This window comes from Rhizobium sp. BK650, from assembly GCF_014195325.1.
Taxonomy (GTDB): domain Bacteria; phylum Pseudomonadota; class Alphaproteobacteria; order Rhizobiales; family Rhizobiaceae; genus Rhizobium.
This window is the reverse complement of the sequence record NZ_JACIBK010000005.1, coordinates 92,881-114,132: the sequence shown is the minus strand read 5'-3', so window position 1 is coordinate 114,132 and position 21,252 is coordinate 92,881. Positions and strand designations below refer to the sequence as shown.

The window sequence follows — 21,252 nt, the reverse complement described above, 5'->3', positions numbered from 1 at the left end:
GCGAATATTCCCGGATCGAAGCGTTGGATGCATGAGGGACGATCATTTCAGCAAGAGCGCCGAGTGGGCCGGATCGCCGCGGAGCTTCCTGATCGAATGCCACACGGCCGATGCCATGAGTGCAGCGCACTGGCACGATCATGTCGAGATCAATCTGCTTCTCGATGGGGCGATGACCTACCTCTTCAATGGTCGGCAGGAGCGGGTCGAAGCCGGGCGTCTTGTCCTCTTCTGGGCGGCTATCCCCCACCAGACAATCGTGGTAACGCCGCAGGCGCCGCTCATCTGCATCTACCTTCCGCTCGTCGACTTTCTTGCGCTTTCCATCGACAAGAAGGCGAGACAGGCGATCATGCAGGGCGCCTTCGTGGTCGAACCGCGCTGCCGGGAGGAGACGCCGCTCACCGTTTCTGCCTGGGCCGAGGAATGGGTTAGGGGTGATCCCGTCCGGTGTCAGCTGGTCGCCGAAGAGGTTAAGCTTAAGGTGCGCAGGCTCATCCTCGATCACGCCGACAATCGGGGCTCGTCCGTTGCAGCCGCTGCGACGCCGGTAAGTCCCGCCATCCGCCACTCAGAGGTGCTGACCGACCTGATCAACCGGCATTTTTGCGAACCGCTCAGCCTTGCGGATCTTGGAAGGCGCGCCAATGTCCATCCAACCACTGCCAACCGGGCGTTTCGCGATGTGCTTGGCATTTCGGTAATGGAATATCTGACACGCTATCGCCTCGCGCGAGCGATGCAGCGGCTGGCGGAAACGGAGGATTCGATCCTGCAGATTGCCCTCGACTGCGGCTTCGGCTCCAGCAGCCGGTTCTACGACATCTTCAAGCAGCGGACCGGCACGACACCCCGGCAGTTCCGCTTGTCGCTCGGCAGGCTGTGACATTTTACGTTTGGATGAAGTGTGGCTCGAGCGCGATCCGGCCATCGAATCTTCTCGTCGTCGCGCTAGAATCTGCAGACGATCCCCATCAACGGATTTAAAGTCTGTGACGAGCGACGGCAAAAACCACAGTGGTTGCCTGGCACCTCTGGCATCGATTGAGGATTTCTGCCGACGAGCCTTCCTCGCCGACGGCACAGACCAGGAGACGGCGGATGCAGCGACACGGGGAATGCCGCATGGAACCGCTGTAGGATCTATAGCCATGGTACTCTGTCCTGACTATGTGAACGGATTGATCCTCATCAGCTCCGTTCCTACAGATCGCAAGTAGGAGGATATGATGCAGACCCGTTTGGCACGGCTTTATGCAAAGAAAGATCTGCGGATCGAGACGGCTCCGGTTGCAGCTCCCGGTCCGGGCGAGGTGCTTTTGAAAATGGCGGCCGCAGGCATCTGCGGCTCCGACCTGCACTATTATCAGGATGGCGGCTTCGGTCCGGTTAGGGTCCGTGAGCCGATGATACCAGGCCACGAAGCATCAGGAACGGTGGAACTGGCAGGTGAAGGTGTCACGCTGAAAACCGGCACCCTGGTTGCCGTCAATCCGAGCCAGCCTTGCGGCGCGTGCGAATATTGCAAGATCGGCATGCCGATCCACTGCCTGGAGATGCGCTTCATGGGCAGCGCTATGCGCCTGCCGCATGAGCAGGGCATGTTCCGCGAATGGCTGTTGGTGCCGGAAAGGCAATGCGTTGAAGTCGGAGTTGCGACGACGCCTGCAGAAGCGGCGTGCAGCGAGCCTCTGTCCGTCTGTCTGCATGCCGCATCGCGTGCGCCTGGAATTGCCGGCAAGAAAGTTCTTGTGACCGGCGCCGGACCGATCGGCTCGCTGATGGTCGCAGTCGCCAGCCATTTCGCGGCAAGCGAAATCGTCGTCACTGACCTCGCCGATGCAGCGCTTGCCCGAGCGAAGGCGATGGGTGCGAGCCGAATGATCAATGTGGCGAGGGGCGCAGCGTCGCTTAGCGAATTCCAGGCCGGGAAGGGTTATTTCGATCTTGTGTTTGAATGTTCTGCGGCGGCTCCGGCTATCCATGGCGCGATTGCCTCCATCCGGCCGCGTGGCACCATCGTCCAGGTCGGCGTCTCCGGGGATGTGCCGATACCTCTCAACGCGATCGTCGGCAAGGAGTTGCACCTCCATGGAACGCAGCGCTTCCACGAGGAATTCGCTGTTGCTGTCGACCTGATCTCGCGCCGGAAGATCGACGTGCGGCCGATCATCAGCCACAATCTTCCACTTGACGAGGCCGTAACAGCCTTTGAAATTGCCGGTGATCGTTCACTAGCCTGCAAGGTGCAACTGACGTTTCCGTCAGCCTAGACGACGGTCTCACCGCCGTCGACGACGAGGATCTGCCCCGTCATGTAGGACGAGCGGTCCGAAACCAGGAACAGGATCGGCTCGGCAATCTCCGATACGTCAGCCCAGCGGCGGAGGGGCACTTTCTCGGCGATATAGGATTCGATCGCGTCCCGCCCGCCCATCTGGGCGATGAACGGTTCGTTGAACGGCGTATCGACCCATCCTGGGCAAAGCGCATTCACGCGGACGCCGAATTTTGCATAGTCGCCGGCCATCTGCCGGGTCATGGCGATGACCGCATGTTTGGTCGTCGTATAGGCGATCATTTCGCGGTCGTAGAGCACACCTGACGATGAGGACGTGTTCAGGATGACGCCTTTGCCGGCTTCCTTCATGATCGGCATGACGAAACGCGCCGCCATGAAATGCGCCCGCACATTCAGGCTCCAGGACTTGTCGAAGCCATCGATGGCGACCTGCTCGAGATTTCCGGAGACCTGCGCGCCTGCGTGATTGTGCAGAATGTCGATGCGGCCGAGGCGTGCGGCAGTGTCGGCTATGCCGGTTTGGAGCGCCCTGTCGTCGGTGACGTCGACCACCAGGCTTTCGGCACTTCCGCCGGCCTCGGCAATCAGCTCGACCGTCTCTTCGGCATTCGCCAAGTTGATATCGGCAACGACGACATGGGCGCCTTCGCGCGCCATGGTCTGCGCGCCGGCCCGACCGATGCCAGAGCCTGCGCCCGTAACGATAGCAACGCGATCTCTCAATATCATGGCATTTCCCCGGTTAGTTTGTCGTTGTCTTTTCACGCATCAGGAAACGCGCGATGAAAATAAGGACGAGCGAGGCGACGAGCACCATCGTCGCGATCGCATTGATTTCAGGCGTCACGCCGCGGCGAATGGAGGCGAAGACATAGATCGGCAGCGTCGTGTTCGAGCCGGCCACGAAGAAGGCGATGATGAAATCGTCAAAGGAAAAGGTGAAGGCGAGCAGAAACCCCGCCAGGATCGACGGCATGATCTGCGGCAGTACGATTTGCCGGAATGTTGTGAATGGCGTCGCATAGAGATCGCTGGAGGCCTCGACGATATCACGTCCGAGGCTCGCGATACGTGCTTTCACGATCATTGTCACCAGCGCCATGGTGAAGAGCCCGTGCGCGGCAATGATCGAGCCGTAACCGAGCGCGAGCTTCGGAGGCTGATCGCCCGGCCAGAGGGCGGCGATGACGGGGTTGATGAAGCCGAAGACCTCGACGAGGGCAACAAGCGTCGCGATGCCGATGACAACACCCGGCACGACGATCGCCGCCGCAAAGAGCCCGTCGAAGACCGCGCGCGTGCGGGCGCCGAGCCGTTCCATACCGATGGCAGCCATGGTGCCGAAGATCGCTGCCAGCGCGGCGCTGGTGAGCGCGATGATCAGGCTGTTGCGCAGCGCTTCCATCAGGAACGTATTCGACAGCGCCCGGCCATACCATTGCGTCGAAAAGCCGGTGAACTCGCTGGCATTGCGGCCCGCATTGAAGGAGAAAAGCACGACGAGCGCAATCGGCGTATAGAGGAACAGATAGACGGACGTGACGAGCGCGCGCATCAGATGAGATCCACCTGCCGGGTACCGGCAACGCGCCAGGCAATGCGCATGGCAACAAGCAACACGATGACAACGACCGCAACCAGTGTGACGGCAATCGCTGATCCGAAAGGCCAGTTGCGCGACTGCAGGAAGAGATCGACAAGCGCATTGCCGATGAAGAAGACCTTGCCGCCGCCGAGTAGCTGCGGGATCAGATATTCCCCGAGAAGCAGGATCGTGACCAGCGCAACGCCTGTCATCACGCCCGGAAGCGATAGCGGCAGAGTGATGCCGAAAAACGTCGAGATCGGCTTAGCACCGAGATCGGCCGAGGCTTCGAGCAATCGGCGATCCAGTTTTTCGAGACTCACATAGATCGGCATGATCATCAGCGGCAGATAGCCGTAGACGATGCCAAGCAGCACGGCGCCGGGTGTATTGATCAGCCTGACATTTTCAATGCCGGCGAATTCGAGCAGGTGCGGAATACCGCGCGCACCAAGCAGATACATCCAGGCATAGGTGCGCACCAAAAGGCTGGTCCAAAAGGGCACGACGACAAGAGAGACGAGCAGCAGCCGGCGCTGCGGGCTCGCCTTGACCGCAAGATAATAGGCGACCGGGTAGGCAACGATGAGGCAGGCTGCCGCACCGATCGGCGCCAGGATCAGCGTATTGACGAAGGCCGCCGAGCGCGCGCCGAGATTGGCGAACTGTTCGAAGGTAAAAGCCGCCTGATAGCCGCCTTCCGGCGCCCGTTCGCCAAAGGCGAAGATGATGATCGCGATAAAGGGCAGCACCAGGAAGACGAAAAGCCAGACACTGGCCGGGCCGACGAGGGCCGCGGTGATCAGGCGCCGTTTGGTGGCGTGGGGCAGGGGCATGGCTTGGTCTTCATCCACCGGATCAGGAAGCTGAACCGGCTTCCCCGCTGCAGGGCGGGGGGAAGCCGGGATGCAGGATAGACTTACGCCGACTTGAAGCGCGCCATCAGTTCGGCGCGGCCCGGATCGGTAAGTGTCACGGCGGCGCCGAATTCCAGCGGTGTCAGCGCCGCCTCGTCCGGATAGACGATCTTGTTCGACGTGACCTCCTTGGGCAGCAGCGCGATGACGCGGCTGTCGGTGGTCGGTGCGCCGTTGGCGATATGCTCCTTCACCGCATTCTGTGGGTCCATCAGGTAGTTGAGCAACGCGTAACCTGCGGCCTTGTTGGGCGCATCCTTCGGGATCGCATAATAATCGGTCCAGATTTCACCGCCGTCGGTGCCGAGGACATAGGCAAGTTCCGGCATGTCGCGGTTGAGCTGCGCCCCGTCATTGGTCCAGCACATAGTGAGCCATGCATCGGTCGAGCGCATGGACGGCTGATAGTCGGAATTGATGGCGAAGAGATGCGGCTTGACCTTGATCAGCAGCTCTTCTGCCTTGGCAAGCTCGTCAGCTTTGATCGAATTGAAGTCGTAGCCGAGCGCGACAAGCGCGCTGCCGATCGTCGTCAGCTGATAGTCATGCACCATGGCGCGGCCATCCGCTTCGGTCTGGGCGATCTCGAAGAAGTCCTTCCAGCTGGAAAGCTTGGTCTTGATCTTGGACGTATTGACGGAGAAACCGGTCGTGCCCCAGTTCTTCGGCACGGCATAGGTCTTGCCGTCGATCTGGCCTTCCTTGGTGAAGCGCGGGCTTTCGGTTGCCTGGCTGAAATTCGGGATCTTCGAGAGATCGAGTTCGTCGATCAGGCCGAGTTTGTGATGGGTCGAAATCGTATAGTTGGTCGGCACGAAGAGCGACCAGCCGGAAGCGCCGGCCTGCAGCTTGGCAAGCATTTCCTCGTTCGAGCCGAAGACGTTGACTTCGACAGCGACGCCGGTTGCTGCCTTGAAGTTTTCGAATGTTGCCGGGTCGTGATAGTTCGGCCATGTGGCGATCGACATCTGCGTTCCCAGATCTTCGGCCGCATAGGCCGGCGTCGACAGCGCGCCCGGGAAGCGCGACAGCACGGCGGTCGCAAGACCGAGGCCAGTAATGCCGAGGAAGTGTCGGCGGCTGACGGACCCCCGCTTCAGGCGCATGAATTCGTCCATGAAACCTTCGGCGGAAATGGGTAGATTGTCCTTATAATCCTTGCTCATGATGCTGTTCCCTTGTTTTGGTTTATGCATTCGATGCTGGAAAGACATGGATGGCGGCGGGGTCGAAACCGAGGAAAACTTCCTCGCCTGGCTCCACGAGATCGCTCTCGTTCATGCTGCGCCGGTCGGCCGTGATCAGGAAATCGCCGAGCCCCGGTACGCTGACGGCATATTCGGCAGACGAGCCGAGGAAAATCCGATGCGTCACGGTTCCCTTGAACGACGTGCCTGATGGCGCAGCCTTGCGCGTCAGATGGATTGCCTCGGGGCGCAAAGCAGCGATGACTTCGCCCGACGCGAGCTGCTTGCCGGAGGCGATCGCTGAGCCATCCGCCAGCCTGAGGGTCGTACCGTCGGCTTCCATTGCCGCGGCGATACGGTTCGTCTTGCCGACGAAATCGGCGACGAAAAGATCTGCCGGGCGGTCATAGACTTCCTGCGGGCTGCCGAGTTGACGGATACGGCCGGCACTCATGACACAGACGACATCGGCCATCGAAAGCGCCTCTTCCTGGTCGTGGGTGACGAGGACGAAGGTGATGCCGAGTTCACGCTGCAGGGTCTGCAGCTCGATCTGCATGGCTGAGCGCAGCTTCTTGTCGAGTGCCGCCAGAGGTTCGTCGAGCAGCAATACGGAAGGGCGGTTGACGATGGCTCGGGCAAGCGCCACACGCTGCTGTTGCCCACCCGACATTTCATGGATGCGCCGCTTGGCAAAGCCGCCGAGCCGGACCATTTCGAGCGCCTCGGCGACGCGCCGGTCGATCTCCTTCGCCGCGATTTTTGGGCGCATCTGCTTGAGCCCATAGGCGACGTTCTGCTCGACGTTGAAGTGCGGGAACAGCGCGTAGTGCTGGAAGACCATGTTGACCGGGCGGCGATAGGCCGGAACTCCGTTCATCTCGCGCCCGTCGATCAGCACCGTGCCTTCGCTCGGCTGTTCGAAGCCGCCGATCATGCGCAGGCAGGTCGTCTTGCCGCAGCCGGACGGCCCGAGCAATGCCAGAAAGGCACCCTTCGGCACAGTAAGATTAATGTCCGTCACGGCGGTCACGGCGCCATAGTTCTTTGTGACCGAACGGAATTCGATATCGTTCGTCGAAGCGGATGCCACGTCTGTTCCCTGCGGTTGGTTTGGAATGGCAGTCTATCGCTGCCTTATTGCCACCGTCGTTAAGGAAAGAGTAGGCCTGAGCTTCCTCCACGGTATATACCCCGAGAGAGGTATTTAGGCGCACATTGTTTCGTGGAAGGTGTATATCCGGTTTCGGCGAATTTGGCGCAACGGCGGGGAGGAAGGGCTAGTGAGTATCGACCTGGAGACGCTGTTTGCCGCCTTCAATGCCACCGTTGGCAAGCCCGCCATGACGGATACGGGGTTCGGCGATACGTTCCGCCAGATGATGACAGCACTCGTGCGCTTCGACTATGTCGTCGTCTTTGCCTATCGGGCAAAAGAGCGGCCGATCGATCTCTACAGCACCTTCGACCGCGACGAGCACGTTGTTTTCGTGACCCTTTACCAGGCAGGCCCCTACCTACTCGATCCCTTCTATCACACGGCTCGGGAACGTCGTGAAGGCGTCTTCCGGATGCGCGAGCTGGCGCCGGACCGTTTCTTCTCCAGTGAATATTATCGCACCTATTACGTCCAGACCGGCCTTGCCGAGGAAATCGGCTTCTTCGTGCCTGTGGATGGCGACATCACCGTTGTCCTGTCGTTGATGCGGCGGGAGAAGACCGGCGCTTTCCCGCCTGCCGAATTCGCCACGGTGAAGAAGGTCGAACCGCTGGTGGCGAACATGGTGAAACACTATTGGGCTGGACTTGCGCCGCGCTTCGACGCGCAGCTTGCCGCAAGAGGCAAGCGCCGCCGCAAAAGCGAGACCATCGCGCGCGCCGATACGGTCTGGCGCGACCTCAACCTCACGGGCAGGGAAACGGCCATCGTCGAGCTGGTGCTGCAGGGCCATTCGTCGGAATCGATCGGTTTGAAGCTTAATATTTCGACGGGGACGGTGAAGGTTCACCGCCGCAACGTCTATCGCAAGCTCGGCATCTCCTCGCAAACACAGCTGCTTTCGCTTTACCTCAAGAATCTCAGCTGACGGGTGGCGCGCCCCGGGGCTGCGTGCTGTTAGAGGCGCGCCTGCGCTTCACGCAGCGAGATCAGCCGTCGTGCCGTCTCGTCCCAGAGGATCAGTTTTACGCAGCCGAGGCTGTCACGAATGTTGATGCGCCCAAGCTTCGCCAGCTCCGGATAGTCACGCAGCACTTCCGGCAACCTGTAAAACGGCACTCGGCTCGACAGGTGGTGGACATGGTGCATGCCGATATTGGCGGTGATCCATCGCAGTGCGCGCGGCAGATCATAATGCGAGGCGCCGTGCATGGCGGAATGGGGGAACGTCCATTCGGGAGGCTTGGACCAGTAGGTATCTTCGAATTGGTGCTGAACATAGAAGAGCCAGACACCAGCCGATCCCGCAAGCAGAACGATTGGCAGGTGAATCATCAGAAAGGGAACGATCCCGACCGCCCAAATCAGAAGAGCGACCAGTGCAGCAACGCCGGCATTGGTCCCCATCGTCGAAATCCAGGGTAGGGCGCCGGAACGCATCATTCCGATCGGCAGTCGCTGCTTGAAAATAAAAAGATAGGCCGGGCCAATACCGAACATGACCAGCGGATGCCTGTATAGGCGATAGGCAAGTTTTCCTCGACCCGTCAGGGCGCGATATTCCTCGACCGTCAGCGTGGTGATATCACCGACACCCCTCTCATCCAGATTGCCGGCTGAGGCATGGTGTTCGGCGTGTGCACGGCGCCAATAATCGTAGGGTGTCAGCGTGAGGATGCCGATCACGCGCCCCGTCCAGTCATCCCACTGACGCCGTCCGAAGAACGAGCCGTGCCCGCAATCATGTTGCAGCATGAAAAGCCGGAGCAGGAAGCCGGCGGCAGGGACGACGAGGATTAGGCCGAGCCAATTGCCGAAGTGGATCGCAACCGATGCTGCCGCCCAAAGAAGGATAAACGGAATCAGCGTCACGGCCAGTTCGTACAGGCTTCGGCCTGTATTGGGTTTTCGGTAATTCGAGAGAATCTTGAGCCAGGCTTTTTCGGCACCGGCGTCTTGGCCAGCCGTCATCGTTGCGTTCATAGTCGGTCGGCGTCTTTCTGTTGGGCAGCGCTGCGGAAGAAGTGTTCGGCATGCTGGTAGTCATTTTCTGCGCCGACCCGGTCGCCGGCCAAAGATTTCAGCTCGGCAGACTGAAGGTACTGCTTGTATCGATCCAGCAGGCGCTGCCTCGATGGTGTAGCACTTCTATTACGGTGGGCGAAATGGTGATTATTCATGATAGATCCGAACCGCGAGGGTTCGCTCCTGATTGTCTGAAAACGATTGCTGGGCGCTTTGCTCGGCGAGGTTCGCTGTCGCAGCTTGCAACTGATGCCTTGTCCTAGGAGACTGCGGCAGGGTGCGTTAGCGATCGGCGAGACGGTGTTTCCGTCGTCAGATTCGGTCGTTCTGATCTGGTCAGTGTGAGATCCACGCGCAGAAGCAATACTCTACTGCGGCTGCTAAAATCGCTGATGGGAAGGTCGCAAGCGCGTCGGCAATCGGGCAACGGAGCCTGCATCATCGAGGATACAATATCCTCGGATGTTTGGGGTATTACTGCAGCATTGTGGCTGCATCACGTCGGGGATGTCTCCAAGCTATCCGGATCGAAAGAATTAAATCGCTTCCCCGCCCGCTGTTGAGCTGGCGACCGACGCAGGCTATCAGAACAGGCAACAAGTCCCGTTCCGAAAGACGCATCTGACAATGACCCCTTCATACCTGGTTACCCATTCCGGCGGCTTCCACGCCGATGAGCTGCTTTCAAGTGTCATCTTGACCCGGCTGTTTCCTGAGGCCAGGATCATTCGCAGCCGAAATGTTGAATGGACCACACCGGCCACCGGTCGCATCATCTATGATGTCGGCGGGCAATATGATCCTGCTGCGGGCATTTTCGACCACCATCAGCGTGGTGCGCCCGTGCGAGAGGACGGAAGGCCCTACAGTTCCTTCGGCCTCATCTGGAAACATTATGGGGCCGATTATCTTGCGGCCCTTGGGGTGCCCGAAGCGCATATCGCAGCGGTGCATGCGTCCTTCGACGTCAAATTCGTGCTGCCGGTCGATCTGACCGATAATGGCGCGCTTGATCTTTCGATTGCAGGCGAGCTGGCTGGCCTGACGCTGCCAGCGCTTCTCGAAACCCTGAAGCCGGTTTTCGATGCAAAGGATCCGGATGCCGATGACCGGGCGTTCCATGCCGCCCTTTCGATCGCGCGGAGCTTCGTGGAGGCGGGGATTGCGACACAGGATGCCAAGCTGCGTGCCGAAGGCCTTGTTCTCACGGCGATCGATGAAACAGGCGAGGGCAGGGTCCTCGAACTGCCGATGGGCATGCCTTTCCGCGCCGCGATCGTAAAGGCCAAGGCCGATCGGCTGCTCTTCGTCGTTCACCCGCGCGAAAACGATTGGTGCCTGACCGGCATTCGGCGTTCCGACGAAAGCTTTGAACTGCGCGCGGATTTGCCGTCGTCCTGGGCGGGGTTAACTGGCCACGATCTGGAAACGGCATGCGGCGTCGAAGGAGCAACTTTCTGCCACAAGGGCCTTTTCGTCGCGGCCGCAAAGACCCGAGAGGCTGCCCTTGCGATGGCGCAGATCGCTGTAGAACAGGCGCTGGCATGACGATCATCGGGCCTAAGATCAGCGCAGGCCTGTTGCTTCTTAGCCTTTCTGGCGCGTGTTGCGGAGCAAGCCTGGCTGCCGATCGGAAGTCCGATAAGTTCAAATTGCCTGAAAATGTGCGCGCCTTTATGGAGCGCCGCGACGGATGCGACCACTTTCGGGGCGAGGATTCGCCCTATGCCGAACGGCGCGCGCAGATCGATGAGGAGCTGAAGCGGCTCTGCACTGGGACCGACGCCGAGCTTGCCAGCCTCAAACGCCTTTACGCCGAAAACGAAGCCATACAGCGTTTGCTTGCCGAATATGAAGTCACCGTCGAGCCGGGAAATTAATCCGGCGGCGGAAACCCGCGATGAACGCTCCTGTCAGACTTCCATAATGTCTTCGAACGATTCCGGAAAATTCTGACGCGCCACCTTCTCGTTGATGACGAGCATCGCCGCATAGGACTTCGGGTCGAAATCCTTGTCCACGGCGACCACTTCTCGTCCAAACAGCAGGTTGAGCCGTGCGGCGTCAAGATTGCCGCGCTCGAAGGGCTCTGCCCCGAAATGATGCCAAAGCGCATGCAGGAAGGCTGCATCGACCCGGTGTTCGGCCGTACCGGGCCGCGCGCGACGAGGCAGTGCCTTGATCGGCGTCACGCCCTTGGGATTGGCGCGGCGGATGGTGAATTGGATGCCACTGCCCGGCATGCCGGATGGAAAGCCGCGGTGCTTCGTCATATCGGGAAGATTGGCCATCGCTGCCCCTCCTTCGTTTCGCGATCGTGTCATGTTTCTTTTCAATGCAGGTGCGCCATGAGGACATCCACGATCACACGAATAGCGATCTCGTCGACACTTTGCGAGCCCAGAATATGCGCGTCGGCCGGCGGGTCCCTTCGCGAGCACAATGGAAGCATTTGATTTCTAAAGCAGCGTGGCTTGATCGGCCCGCAATACCCGGCGAGCATCACTTGCCGGGTATCATTTTGAATTAGCTCACTTCGGAGTCACGTCGAAGCCGAACCACTTATCCGACAGTCTCTTGATGGTGCCATCCGCCTTTGCGGCGGCGATCGCATCATTGAACATGGCCTTCAGCTCAGTGTCGCTCTTGCGCAGACCAACGGAGCTGCCGCGGCCGAGGAAACCGCCCTGGAAGCGCGGGCCTGTTGTCGTCATGTCTTCATTGCCGGGCTTCTGGGAGGCCGTCGTCAGATAGGCCATGGACGCCATGACGATGTCCACGCGGCCTGCCTTGAGATCGAGGTCGTGTTCTTCCGTCGTCTTGTATTCTCTGACATCGGCGACGTCCTTCAGATATTTGTCGACGAAAGCGGCCGCGGTGGAGGCGGTCTGAACACCAATCGTCTTGCCGTGAAGAGCCGGCTTGATCTTTTCGATCTCGGCAGCAGCGCCTGCCTCATCGCTGGCAAGCGAAAAGACTTCGCCCTTATCCGGCAGGTTTGCGAGGTCGCCCGTCTTCGAAGTCGCGAAGGCCTGGCCGGTGGAACCGTAGGAATCGCTGAAGGCGATGACTTCTTCGCGCTTGGCGGTCGCCGACATTCCGGAGATGATGGCGTCGAACTTGCCGGCGTTCAGCGCCGGGATCATGCCGTCGAAGTTCTGGACGACGATCTTGCATTCGACCTTCATGTGATCGCAGAAATATTTGGTCAGCTCGATCTCATATCCATCGAGCGAGCCGTCCGGCCTGGTGAAATTATAGGGCTTGAAGGCGCCTTCGGTGGCGATCGTTACCGTCGTCCATTTCTTGTCTTCCGCCTGCACCACGCCTGCCGTTGCAATGATTGCCGCGGTTGATGTCGCCATCAATATCTTTGAAAAGAATGTCATATTTTGCTCCCCTTTTCTTTGTTTGGGCCGAGAAACTATTTGCTGATGAATTGCCGGAAGCGGTCCGAGCGGGAGTTGGCGAAGACATCCTGTGGCTTGCCGTCTTCCTCGACGACGCCTTTATGCAGGAAGACGACGCGGCTGGAGACGTCCCGGGCAAAACCCATTTCGTGGGTAACGATCAGCATCGTGCGGCCTTCTTCCGCGAGCGCGCGCATGACGCGCAGCACTTCGCCGACGAGTTCGGGATCGAGCGCCGAAGTCGGTTCATCGAAGAGCATCACCTTCGGGCGCATGGCAAGCGCGCGTGCGATCGCTGCGCGCTGCTGCTGGCCTCCGGACAGATGAGAGGGATAGAAATTGCGCTTCTCGGCAATGCCCACCTTGGCGAGCAGCGCCTCGGCCTCCTCGATAGATTCCGCCTTCGGCCGGCCGAGCACATGCACCGGCGCCTCGATGACGTTTTCGAGCACCGTCTTATGGGACCAGAGATTGAAGCTCTGAAAGACCATGGCGAGCTGCGAGCGGATACAGTCGACCTGCCTGCGCTCCGCCGGTCGGCTGCCACCCTTGCCGTCAGCAACCATACGGATCGTCTCGCCAGCTACGGTCACCTCACCGGAATTGGGGGTCTCCAGAAGATTGATGCAGCGCAGGAAAGTGGATTTCCCCGAACCGGAAGAGCCGAGGATCGAGACGACATCGCCCTCATGCGCATCAAGCGAGATGCCCTTGAGGACCTCGACGGGTCCAAAGCTCTTGTGCAGTTCCTTCACGCTGAGGGCGATCGGAGAAAGGGGGACGTTGGCCGCCATCATCGGGCGTCTCCTTTAAGGGCAGATGCCGGAGCGACCGCCGGATGGTGGGGAACAGGCTGACGCAGGTGCGGGCTCAGCCAATATTCAACGAGGTACACGAGCCGCGTCAGCAGGAAGTTGATCGCCAGATAGATGGCGCCTGCGACGATGAACACCTCGATTGCCCGATAGGTCTCGGAAATGATCCTGGCGGCAACGCCGGTCACTTCCATCAAGGTGATGATCGAGGCGAGCGATGTCGCCTTCACCATGGAGATCATTTCGTTCGAGTACGCCGGCAGAGCCTGTCTTATCGCAAGAGGCAGAACGATACGGCGGAACTGCATGAAACGCGGCATGCCGCAGGCACGTGCCGCTTCGATCTGGCCGAAAGGCACCGACAGAAGTCCGCCGCGAATAATCTCACTGGCATAGGCAGCCGTATTCATGGTGAGCGCCAGAACGGCACACCAATAGGATTGGCGCAGGAGTGGCCAGAAAATAGAGTGCCTGATCTCGGGGAACTGGCCGAGCCCGTAATAGATCAGAAAGATTTGGACGAGCAGCGGAGTGCCGCGGAAGACGAAGACATAGCTACGCGCAAACCACTCAAGGATCACAAGACCGGAAAGCCGGCACAGCGCGATCGCGAGCGCCAGAATGGCGCCGAGCGCGATCGAGGTTGCTGCAAGCTGAAGTGTCAGAGGAATGGCGCGAACGAGACTGACGAAGGTCCCGGCGAGAAATTGCCAATCCATCAGCTTCTCCTCAACCCGCGAGAAAAGTGCTTCTCAGCTCGTCTCAGGAAAAGGCCGGAGCCCGTTGAGATAATGAGATAAATTGCGCCTGCAACGACGTAGAAATCAAAGGGCAGGCCGGTCGAACCTGCCGCCACCTGCGTCTGGCGAAGCAGTTCTGCGACGCCGGTGATGGATACAAGCGCGGATTCTTTCAAAACGACCTGCCAGACATTGCCGAGACCCGGCAGCGCATGGCGAAGCGTCAACGGCGCGACGATACGGCGAAACCTGAGTGTGCGGCCCATGCCGCAAGCAATGGCCGCCTCGATCTCACCGGGATGGACCGCCTTGAATGCCCCACGGAAGACTTCGGTAAATTGTGCGCCCGAGGTGACGCCGACAGCGAGCGATCCGGCAAGGAATCCTGGAAAGCCGAGGAAACCCTCGGCGCCGAACAGCCGGCCGACAGCCGTGACGGCGGCACTTCCTCCAAAGTAGAAGAGATAGATAACCAGAAGGTCGGGTATGCCGCGAAGCACTGTCGTATAGGTATCGGCTGCGATCTTCAGGCCGCGCCCGCCCGATATCTTTGCCCAGGCCCCGAAAGTGCCGATGACGGCGCCAATCGCATAACCGGCAGATGCCACCAGAATCGTCATCGACGCGCCGGCCATGAGCGCCTTGCCCCAACCGTCGGGGCCGAAGCTTATAAGCTCGAGGATGCCGGGCTGGTTCATGATGCGTCTTTCTCCGGCAGCGGCGGCTGAACGTCATCCGGGATCGGATTGACGAATGGCGTCCCATCGAGGCGGCCCTTCAGGTCCGCCTTGGCCGCCTCGATGAGAGCAGGATTGCGGATCAGGTCGATGGCAGTACTCGCCATGACTTTTGCCGCATGCTCCATGCCTTTATGGGCGGCGGGAAGCTTGCCCTGAGCAACCAGCTGCCAGGAATGACCGGGCGTGCCGATCGCGTAGGTGGCACCGCGCATCTGCACCGTCGGTACGACCCAGCTGACGCTACCGACATCGGTGGAGCCGACGATCGTGCTGTCGCCGGCATAAAGCGGAAAGATTTCCTCGCAAAGCGGCTGATCCTTCTTCGGTTTCAGGCCGAACCGCGCATAGCAAGAGGCGATGTCCTCGGCGCTCATCGTTGCCTGAAACTTTCGTGCGGTCGCGCGGTCATCTTCATCGAAGACGGGCGGTCCGAGACGCTCCAGGTTGGCGAACATCAGTTCTTCGAGTGGTGCGTTACCGACGAGATTGGCGTCACCGCTAATCACCTCGCTGCGCACTGAAGTCTCGGTCATGAGAGCGGCGCCTTCGGCGACTTTCTTCACGCGGGCGACGAGCGACAGGAGTTCGGGGAGGTTCCGGGCACGGATGAGATAGCGCACTGTCGCACGGGCCTGCACTACATTCGGGGCCGAGCCGCCGGTATCGGTGACGGCATAATGGATGCGCGCCGTCGAAGGCATATGCTCGCGCATATAGTTGACGCCAACATTCATCAGTTCGACGGCATCGAGCGCGCTGCGGCCGAGATGCGGCGTCGCCGATGCATGGGAGGAGCGTCCGGTGAAGTGAAAATTGATCTCGTTGCAGGCGAGCGAGACGGGGTTGTTGACGCCGGCAAAAGCAGCCGGATGCCAGGAAATGGCAATGTCAACGTCATCGAATACCCCGGCACGAACCATGAAGCCCTTCGACGAGCCGCCTTCCTCGGCGGGGCAACCGTAATAACGTACACGGCCTTTCAAGCCGTTCGCAGCAATGAAATCCTTCACCGCGGCGGCGGCCAGCATCGAACCGGCACCAAGCATATTGTGACCGCATCCGTGGCCGTTGCCATTGGCGGTCGCTTCACGTTTCTCGGCAAGGCCGGCTTGCTGACTAAGGCCGGGCAGGGCATCGAATTCGCCGAGGATGGCAATGACGGGACCATCTTCGCCGGCTTCGCCCATCACGGCCGTTGGCAATCCCGCAATCCCGCGTTCAACACGGAAGCCTTCTGCTTCCAGTTGGCGCGCATGCTCTTCAGAGGAGCGGTATTCCTCATAATTCGTCTCCGGCATATCCCAGATGCGGTCGCTGAGCGCAAAGAACGCTTCGCGCCTGGCTTCGACGATATCCCACACGGTTTCCGAGTTTTTCATGGCGCCCAAACCAGCTTCGTCATATATAGTATCCAAAATTGGCGCCAATTTAGGATACAAAAAATCTGTGCGCAATCCGAGTGCACGAATAAATTTTCATCACGCACCCTGTGCCGTCCGACTTACCGAAATACTTCAGCCCGTGATATTGCTAATGAGAGTCAGGGGAAGTTCGGATGGCAGATGTCGTGATGGAGTCGGGGCAGGGAGTGTCAAATGGACGCGACGTGACTGATCTCGTGCTGCAAGACATTCTGGCTGGCGTTCTCCTGCCCGGAACGTGGCTGAAGCAGATTGATCTCGAACGACGCTATAAATGCACCCGGCCGGAAGTACGCCGGGCCCTCGATCGGCTGGCCCAGAAGAGGCTCGTCGAACATGTACCGAACCGCGGCTATCACGTCTACGAGCCGGATGGCAGGCGTGCGCGCGAGGTCAGCGAAATCCGCATCATCCTGGAAACGGCGATCGCCGAAACGATTGTCCAGAACGCGTCTCCAGGCGATATCGCCACTCTGCGCGGGCTTGCCGAGCACTTCGACTTCATGGTGCTGAACGGCACCATGCTGGAGCTCTATGAAGCCAATCTGGCGTTCCATCGCCAATTGCTCGTCCTTGGCGGCAATCAGGAAATGGTCGATCTCATCACCGAAATTCGCCAGCGAACTTCATCGGCACCCGTTTCGCAGTGGCGAACCCGCGCCCGCGTGGAGCAGTCGAGCCGGGAGCATCACCTGATGATCGACGCCATCGAAGCCGCTGATGCGAAGCGGCTGAAGGAGCTGGTAAGGCAGCACATTCTCCAGGGGTAGGCGTGCCGAACCTATCCCTGCCAGGTCGTGTCTCCTTCGCTCTGGTGTGCGGCCGCGATCACTTCCATAAGGAGAACGCACGATTACGCTTCAGCCTTCGAATTGTAGCCGATTCATTTTCAAACCCGTAAGATCTATCTGCTAGTTTTGATCTCAACCGGTCGAACAGGTTCGAGGCCATTCGAGCGAAAGGCGAAATGGCGAGGCCGGACATGCGGGGACAGCTTCAGCAAGAAATTTTGGATATGCTGGCACGGGGGGCTTCGCTCGAAAAAGCCTGCGATCGCATTTGCGAGCATGCTGAAGGTCTTGCAGCTGGGGGTATCTGCTCGATCGTGACCGTCGACCGCGACGGGCTCCTGCATCCCCTCGCGGGACCAACGATCTCCACAACCTATTCAAACGCGCTCGATGGAATAGCGATTGGGCCAAATGTCGGCTCGTGCGGCACGGCTGCCCATTTTCGCAGGCCCGTCGCCGTCACCGATATCTTTGCAGACCCGCTCTGGAAACCCTATGGGTCGCTTGCCGACATCCTCGCGAAAGAACATGGCGTCAAGGCATGTTGGTCCAGTCCGATCCTGCGCAGTGACGGCCGCGTGCTCGGGGCATTTGGGTTTTATTACAAGGACAACCGCGGCCCTACGCCCGAAGAACGAATGATCGTAGCAGAGTGCCTCGACCTTTGCTCGCTGGTGCTCGAGCGCGAAGAGGTGAAAGCCGATAATCAAAGGCTCGCCTTTTTCGACAATCTTACCGGCTTTGGCAATCGCGCCAATTTTCTCAAAGCGCTGGAGGCATCGCTCGACGGTGCAACCACTCCTCTTTCGGTTCTGCTCATCGACATCGATCATCTCGGCCGGGTCAATGACGCCTTCGGGCATGCCACCGGCGACAGGGTAATCCTAGAGGTTGGCCAGACGGTCGCACGGATCGCAGCGCCGGCTGCGACCTTCAGGGTGGACGCCGATGAGTTCGCGGTATTGATCGAAAATCACGCTGCAATGGATTTGTCTTCGATTTCGACAGAAATTCTGCAGGCCATGGAGAACTGGGCACGGCGATGGGACAAACATAGTCTGCCGGTCTCGGTCACCTGCGGGGGCGCGATCTTCGAGCCGTCCGGGCCACGTGACGTCCCGACCTTTCTGCAGCATGCAAATCTCGCGCTCCATCATGCCAAGCAGACAGGGAGGGGCGGCTTTGCGCTCTATAGCGACGACCTTGCAGGGGCGATCGCAAACCGATTTCGAGCGCTGCAGACCGTGACGGGCGCCTTGGCTGAAGATCGGGTCGAGGCGCATTACCAACCGATCGTCAGCCTCCCAACGCAGGAAATAGTTGGCTTCGAGGCTCTTTGTCGCATTCGTATGGACGACGGCCAGATCCTTTCGGCCGGCGCCTTTGCCGATGCGCTCCAGGATCTGTCTATGGGCCACCTCCTGACGGACCGAATGCTGGAACGGGTCGCCCGCGATATCAGACACTGGCTCGATTTGGGGCTTTCGTTTCAATACGTCAGCGTCAACGTATCGATGGCTGATTTCAATCAGGGAAATCTCTGCGAGCGTATTAAATCCGTTTTTGCCCGCCACCGCACGCCCCTCAAATACGTTGTGCTCGAGGTGACCGAAACGGTCTATATGGACGAAAGGGATGGAAGGGTTGCAAAGGCGATCGAGGAGCTTCGAAAGGAAGGGCTGCTTGTGGCGCTCGACGATTTTGGCACGGGGTATGCCTCGCTTACGCATCTGCTGAATTTCCCCGTCGATATCATCAAGATTGACAAGACCTTCATTGACAGGATGTCCGACGGACCCGGCGCAGTCATCGTCAAAGCCCTTCTCGACATGTCTGCTGGTCTCGGTACCCGCATCGTGGCCGAAGGTGTGGAAACGCAAGATCAGGCCGAGCGTCTGCGGCGGCTTGGATGTCCCTATGTACAGGGATATTTGTTCGGCCGTCCCGTTGACCGCGACAGGACAACGCAAGTGCTGCGGCCGGAAGCTTCCAGTTCAAGACACAAGGCGAAACGGAAGCTTAAGCAGTCCGCCACCTTGATGCGCTGACGATCAGGCGTGACAACAGCCGGCTGCTCACTCTGCAGCCTCATTGTGGCGCTCAAGATAATGCCCCTTCAGGAAGGAGCAATAAGCATCGGCTATACCCTCCTTCAAACCTATCGTCGGCGACCAGCCGAGGGAGCGGAGTTTGTCGGTGCTCATAAGTTTGCGTGGTGTGCCATCCGGCTTACCAAGATCCCGTGAGATCTCGCCTTCGAAACCGACAATGTCCGCGACAAGCTGCGCCAATTCTAAAATGGCAATGTCTTCGCCAGAGCCGACGTTCACGTGACTTTCGGCGGAATAGGTTTTCATGAGATGGACGCAGGCGTCGGCGCAATCATCGACATGCAGGAATTCGCGCCGCGGCGTTCCGGTGCCCCAGATGCGAATTTCCTTTTGGCCGCTTATCTTGGCCTCATGCGCCTTGCGGATCAGCGCCGGCATGACATGGCTTGAAGAGAGGTCGAAATTATCGCCCGGCCCATAAAGATTGGTGGGCATGGCCGAAATGAAATCGTCGCCATACTGCTTTCGATAGGCAGCACAAAGCTTCAATCCGGCGATTTTGGCAATCGCATACCACTCATTGGTCGGTTCGAGCGATCCGCTTAGAAGTGACTCCTCGGCGATCGGCTGATCGGCAAATTTGGGGTAGATACAAGAAGACCCCAGGAACATCAGCTTTTCGACGCTAAACTGATGAGCTGCATGGATGATGTTCGCCTCGAGGATCAGGTTTTCATAGAGGAAGTCGGCCGGGTAGGTATCATTGGCGAGAATACCGCCGACTTTCGCTGCGGCAAGGAAGACGGCATCGGGGCGGTTCTTGTCCATCCAGTCTTCGACCCGATCCTGCCGTCTCAAGTCGACCTCGGCGCGCGTGGCCGTCAAAATCTCGCAGCCCTCGGAGGCGAGACGTCGCACGATCGCCGAGCCCACCATGCCGCGGTGGCCAGCGACATAGACCCTCTTCCCGGCAAGGCTGTAGATCGTCTCAGGCATAGGCAAGGCCTCTATTCGCACCGACCGTCGGAACATTGCGTGCCATAACCTTCAGGTCCTCGCGAACCATTTCTGACACCAGTTGATCCAGACTGGTCTCATGTTTCCAGCCGAGCTTCGTGTGCGCCTTCGTCGGATCGCCAAGCAGGAGGTCGACTTCGGTAGGGCGGAAGTAGGCCGGATCGATCTCTATCACGCACCGGCCGGATATTTGGTCGTAACCTTTTTCCTCGACACCCTCCCCACGCCAATCGATCGGCATGCCGACGCGGGCAAAGGCCTTCTCGACAAAGGAGCGAACCGAGTGGGTTTCGCCTGTAGCAAGAACATAATCATCCGGTTGCTCCTGCTGCAGCATCAGCCACATGCCGCGAACATATTCGCGCGCATGTCCCCAGTCCCGCTTGGCATCCAGATTGCCGAGATAAAGCCGATCCTGAAGGCCGAGATGGATCGCAGCGGCTGCCCGGGTGATCTTGCGGGTCACGAATGTTTCGCCGCGGATCGGGCTTTCGTGGTTGAACAGGATGCCGTTGGAGGCATGCATGCCATAGGCCTCGCGATAATTGACCACGATCCAATAGGCATAAAGCTTGGCAGCCGCATAGGGGGATCGGGGATAGAAAGGCGTCGTCTCGCTCTGGGGAACCTCCTGAACCTTGCCGTAGAGTTCGGAAGTGGATGCCTGGTAAAAGCGGGTCTTCTTGGTCAGGCCCAGAAGGCGAATTGCCTCAAGCAGCCGCAGCGTTCCGGTGCCATCTGCGTTCGCAGTATATTCGGGGGTCTCGAAAGAAACCTGGACATGGCTTTGTGCGGCCAGATTATAGATCTCGTCCGGCTGTGTCTCCTGAACCACCCGGATGAGATTGGTGGAATCAGTCATATCTCCGAAATGCAGGATGAAGCGCGGGTTCTCGACATGCGGATCCTCGTAGAGATGCTCGATACGATTTGTATTGAAGGACGATGAGCGCCGTTTGATGCCGTGAACGATGTAGCCCTTGTCCAGGAGCAATTCGGCAAGGTATGCACCGTCCTGTCCGGTCACACCGGTAATCAGCGCAACTTTCCTGTTATTTCTCATTCCGGTATCCATGGTCGCTCTCCAACTCT

General features: G+C 59.2%; 22 protein-coding genes. 7 read left to right on the top strand and 15 right to left on the bottom strand.

Going from position 1 to position 21,252, the window contains the following annotated elements:
• The first annotated feature begins 31 nt into the window (after positions 1-31).
• Positions 32-886, top strand: coding sequence for a helix-turn-helix domain-containing protein (locus FHX15_RS14410; protein WP_184398122.1), 855 nt, complete (start codon positions 32-34; stop codon positions 884-886).
• 343 nt (positions 887-1,229) lie between these two features.
• Complete coding sequence (locus tag FHX15_RS14405; protein WP_184398623.1) at positions 1,230-2,273, top strand: L-idonate 5-dehydrogenase; 1,044 nt, start codon at positions 1,230-1,232, stop codon at positions 2,271-2,273.
• Here the strand turns inward: FHX15_RS14405 and FHX15_RS14400 are convergent.
• The 5 genes from FHX15_RS14400 to FHX15_RS14380 form a co-directional block, all read right to left on the bottom strand.
• The gene (locus tag FHX15_RS14400) at positions 2,270-3,031 is read right to left on the bottom strand and encodes an SDR family NAD(P)-dependent oxidoreductase (protein WP_184398120.1); all 762 of its coding nucleotides are present in this window, start codon (positions 3,029-3,031) and stop codon (positions 2,270-2,272) included. The two genes, FHX15_RS14405 and FHX15_RS14400, sit on opposite strands and share 4 nt — an antisense overlap.
• Positions 3,032-3,044: 13 nt before the next feature.
• On the bottom strand, positions 3,045-3,857 hold the full coding sequence (locus FHX15_RS14395) for an ABC transporter permease (protein WP_184398118.1): 813 nt from the start codon (positions 3,855-3,857) through the stop codon (positions 3,045-3,047).
• Positions 3,857-4,723: an ABC transporter permease gene (locus FHX15_RS14390; RefSeq protein WP_184398116.1), complete on the bottom strand. Its 867-nt coding sequence runs from the start codon at positions 4,721-4,723 to the stop codon at positions 3,857-3,859. The genes FHX15_RS14395 and FHX15_RS14390 overlap by 1 nt, the downstream gene beginning before the upstream one ends.
• 83 nt (positions 4,724-4,806) lie before the next feature.
• Positions 4,807-5,970 carry a spermidine/putrescine ABC transporter substrate-binding protein gene (locus tag FHX15_RS14385; protein WP_184398114.1) on the bottom strand — a complete coding sequence of 388 codons (1,164 nt, stop codon included), beginning with the start codon at positions 5,968-5,970 and terminating at the stop codon, positions 4,807-4,809.
• Positions 5,971-5,992: 22 nt separating this feature from the next.
• Positions 5,993-7,084, bottom strand: a complete 1,092-nt coding sequence (locus FHX15_RS14380; RefSeq protein WP_113212999.1) for an ABC transporter ATP-binding protein — start codon at positions 7,082-7,084, stop codon at positions 5,993-5,995.
• A 190-nt stretch (positions 7,085-7,274) separates the two neighbouring features.
• Here FHX15_RS14380 and FHX15_RS14375 point away from each other — a divergent pair, with 190 nt between their 5' ends.
• Positions 7,275-8,078: a helix-turn-helix transcriptional regulator gene (locus tag FHX15_RS14375; protein ID WP_184398112.1), complete on the top strand. Its 804-nt coding sequence runs from the start codon at positions 7,275-7,277 to the stop codon at positions 8,076-8,078.
• 29 nt (positions 8,079-8,107) lie between these two features.
• Here the strand turns inward: FHX15_RS14375 and FHX15_RS14370 are convergent, their stop codons facing one another.
• The gene (locus FHX15_RS14370; RefSeq protein ID WP_184398110.1) at positions 8,108-9,133 is read right to left on the bottom strand and encodes a fatty acid desaturase; all 1,026 of its coding nucleotides are present in this window, start codon (positions 9,131-9,133) and stop codon (positions 8,108-8,110) included.
• Entirely contained in the window at positions 9,130-9,330 is a 201-nt protein-coding gene (locus FHX15_RS14365) for a DUF4167 domain-containing protein (RefSeq protein WP_184398108.1), read from the bottom strand. The genes FHX15_RS14370 and FHX15_RS14365 overlap by 4 nt, the downstream gene beginning before the upstream one ends.
• A 472-nt stretch (positions 9,331-9,802) precedes the next feature.
• On the opposite strand from FHX15_RS14365, the gene FHX15_RS14360 reads away from it, so the two are divergent.
• Positions 9,803-10,723 carry an MYG1 family protein gene (locus tag FHX15_RS14360; protein WP_184398106.1) on the top strand — a complete coding sequence of 307 codons (921 nt, stop codon included), beginning with the start codon at positions 9,803-9,805 and terminating at the stop codon, positions 10,721-10,723.
• On the top strand, positions 10,720-11,055 hold the full coding sequence (locus FHX15_RS14355) for a hypothetical protein (protein WP_184398105.1): 336 nt from the start codon (positions 10,720-10,722) through the stop codon (positions 11,053-11,055). Before FHX15_RS14360 ends, FHX15_RS14355 begins: the two co-directional genes overlap by 4 nt.
• Before the next feature lie 33 nt (positions 11,056-11,088).
• Here FHX15_RS14355 and FHX15_RS14350 read toward each other — a convergent pair whose 3' ends face one another.
• The 6 genes from FHX15_RS14350 to FHX15_RS14325 all read right to left on the bottom strand — a co-directional run bounded on the left by FHX15_RS14350 (position 11,089) and on the right by FHX15_RS14325 (position 16,259).
• A complete protein-coding gene (locus FHX15_RS14350) occupies positions 11,089-11,466 on the bottom strand; it encodes a hypothetical protein (protein WP_184398103.1) in 378 nt (125 codons plus the stop codon).
• Between the two features lie 240 nt (positions 11,467-11,706).
• Positions 11,707-12,564, bottom strand: coding sequence for a transporter substrate-binding domain-containing protein (locus FHX15_RS14345; protein WP_184398101.1), 858 nt, complete (start codon positions 12,562-12,564; stop codon positions 11,707-11,709).
• Between the two features lie 35 nt (positions 12,565-12,599).
• Entirely contained in the window at positions 12,600-13,382 is a 783-nt protein-coding gene (locus tag FHX15_RS14340) for an ABC transporter ATP-binding protein (protein ID WP_184398099.1), read from the bottom strand.
• Positions 13,379-14,119 (bottom strand): ABC transporter permease, encoded by a 741-nt coding sequence (locus FHX15_RS14335; RefSeq protein WP_184398097.1) that lies wholly within the window; start codon positions 14,117-14,119, stop codon positions 13,379-13,381. Before FHX15_RS14335 ends, FHX15_RS14340 begins: the two co-directional genes overlap by 4 nt.
• Entirely contained in the window at positions 14,119-14,838 is a 720-nt protein-coding gene (locus FHX15_RS14330; protein ID WP_184398095.1) for an ABC transporter permease, read from the bottom strand. The genes FHX15_RS14335 and FHX15_RS14330 overlap by 1 nt, the downstream gene beginning before the upstream one ends.
• A complete protein-coding gene (locus FHX15_RS14325) occupies positions 14,835-16,259 on the bottom strand; it encodes a M20 family metallopeptidase (RefSeq protein ID WP_184398093.1) in 1,425 nt (474 codons plus the stop codon). The genes FHX15_RS14330 and FHX15_RS14325 overlap by 4 nt, the downstream gene beginning before the upstream one ends.
• Positions 16,260-16,435: 176 nt before the next feature.
• Between FHX15_RS14325 and FHX15_RS14320 the strand changes: the two genes are divergently transcribed.
• Together FHX15_RS14320 and FHX15_RS14315 are read left to right on the top strand one after the other, a co-directional pair.
• On the top strand, positions 16,436-17,071 hold the full coding sequence (locus tag FHX15_RS14320; protein ID WP_184398091.1) for a GntR family transcriptional regulator: 636 nt from the start codon (positions 16,436-16,438) through the stop codon (positions 17,069-17,071).
• Positions 17,072-17,316: 245 nt separating this feature from the next.
• Positions 17,317-19,140 carry a GGDEF domain-containing protein gene (locus FHX15_RS14315; protein WP_184398089.1) on the top strand — a complete coding sequence of 608 codons (1,824 nt, stop codon included), beginning with the start codon at positions 17,317-17,319 and terminating at the stop codon, positions 19,138-19,140.
• Between the two features lie 27 nt (positions 19,141-19,167).
• Here FHX15_RS14315 and FHX15_RS14310 read toward each other — a convergent pair whose 3' ends face one another.
• On the bottom strand, positions 19,168-20,139 hold the full coding sequence (locus FHX15_RS14310) for a GDP-L-fucose synthase (RefSeq protein ID WP_184398087.1): 972 nt from the start codon (positions 20,137-20,139) through the stop codon (positions 19,168-19,170).
• Positions 20,132-21,235 carry a GDP-mannose 4,6-dehydratase gene (gene gmd / locus FHX15_RS14305; RefSeq protein ID WP_184398085.1) on the bottom strand — a complete coding sequence of 368 codons (1,104 nt, stop codon included), beginning with the start codon at positions 21,233-21,235 and terminating at the stop codon, positions 20,132-20,134. Before gmd ends, FHX15_RS14310 begins: the two co-directional genes overlap by 8 nt.
• Positions 21,236-21,252 lie beyond the last annotated feature (17 nt).

What these genes read in the sequence shown, in the direction of transcription:
- FHX15_RS14410 (WP_184398122.1), top strand. Translation starts at nt 32, where the DNA reads ATGAGGGACGATCATTTCAGCAAGAGCGCCGAGTGGGCCGGATCGCCG.
- FHX15_RS14405 (WP_184398623.1), top strand. Translation starts at nt 1,230, where the DNA reads ATGCAGACCCGTTTGGCACGGCTTTATGCAAAGAAAGATCTGCGGATC.
- FHX15_RS14400 (WP_184398120.1), bottom strand. Translation starts at nt 3,031, where the DNA reads ATGATATTGAGAGATCGCGTTGCTATCGTTACGGGCGCAGGCTCTGGC.
- FHX15_RS14395 (WP_184398118.1), bottom strand. Translation starts at nt 3,857, where the DNA reads ATGCGCGCGCTCGTCACGTCCGTCTATCTGTTCCTCTATACGCCGATT.
- FHX15_RS14390 (WP_184398116.1), bottom strand. Translation starts at nt 4,723, where the DNA reads ATGCCCCTGCCCCACGCCACCAAACGGCGCCTGATCACCGCGGCCCTC.
- FHX15_RS14385 (WP_184398114.1), bottom strand. Translation starts at nt 5,970, where the DNA reads ATGAGCAAGGATTATAAGGACAATCTACCCATTTCCGCCGAAGGTTTC.
- FHX15_RS14370 (WP_184398110.1), bottom strand. Translation starts at nt 9,133, where the DNA reads ATGAACGCAACGATGACGGCTGGCCAAGACGCCGGTGCCGAAAAAGCC.
- FHX15_RS14365 (WP_184398108.1), bottom strand. Translation starts at nt 9,330, where the DNA reads ATGAATAATCACCATTTCGCCCACCGTAATAGAAGTGCTACACCATCG.
- FHX15_RS14360 (WP_184398106.1), top strand. Translation starts at nt 9,803, where the DNA reads ATGACCCCTTCATACCTGGTTACCCATTCCGGCGGCTTCCACGCCGAT.
- FHX15_RS14355 (WP_184398105.1), top strand. Translation starts at nt 10,720, where the DNA reads ATGACGATCATCGGGCCTAAGATCAGCGCAGGCCTGTTGCTTCTTAGC.
- FHX15_RS14350 (WP_184398103.1), bottom strand. Translation starts at nt 11,466, where the DNA reads ATGGCCAATCTTCCCGATATGACGAAGCACCGCGGCTTTCCATCCGGC.
- FHX15_RS14345 (WP_184398101.1), bottom strand. Translation starts at nt 12,564, where the DNA reads ATGACATTCTTTTCAAAGATATTGATGGCGACATCAACCGCGGCAATC.
- FHX15_RS14340 (WP_184398099.1), bottom strand. Translation starts at nt 13,382, where the DNA reads ATGATGGCGGCCAACGTCCCCCTTTCTCCGATCGCCCTCAGCGTGAAG.
- FHX15_RS14335 (WP_184398097.1), bottom strand. Translation starts at nt 14,119, where the DNA reads ATGGATTGGCAATTTCTCGCCGGGACCTTCGTCAGTCTCGTTCGCGCC.
- FHX15_RS14330 (WP_184398095.1), bottom strand. Translation starts at nt 14,838, where the DNA reads ATGAACCAGCCCGGCATCCTCGAGCTTATAAGCTTCGGCCCCGACGGT.
- FHX15_RS14325 (WP_184398093.1), bottom strand. Translation starts at nt 16,259, where the DNA reads ATGAAAAACTCGGAAACCGTGTGGGATATCGTCGAAGCCAGGCGCGAA.
- FHX15_RS14320 (WP_184398091.1), top strand. Translation starts at nt 16,436, where the DNA reads ATGGCAGATGTCGTGATGGAGTCGGGGCAGGGAGTGTCAAATGGACGC.
- FHX15_RS14315 (WP_184398089.1), top strand. Translation starts at nt 17,317, where the DNA reads ATGCTGGCACGGGGGGCTTCGCTCGAAAAAGCCTGCGATCGCATTTGC.
- FHX15_RS14310 (WP_184398087.1), bottom strand. Translation starts at nt 20,139, where the DNA reads ATGCCTGAGACGATCTACAGCCTTGCCGGGAAGAGGGTCTATGTCGCT.
- gmd (WP_184398085.1), bottom strand. Translation starts at nt 21,235, where the DNA reads ATGGATACCGGAATGAGAAATAACAGGAAAGTTGCGCTGATTACCGGT.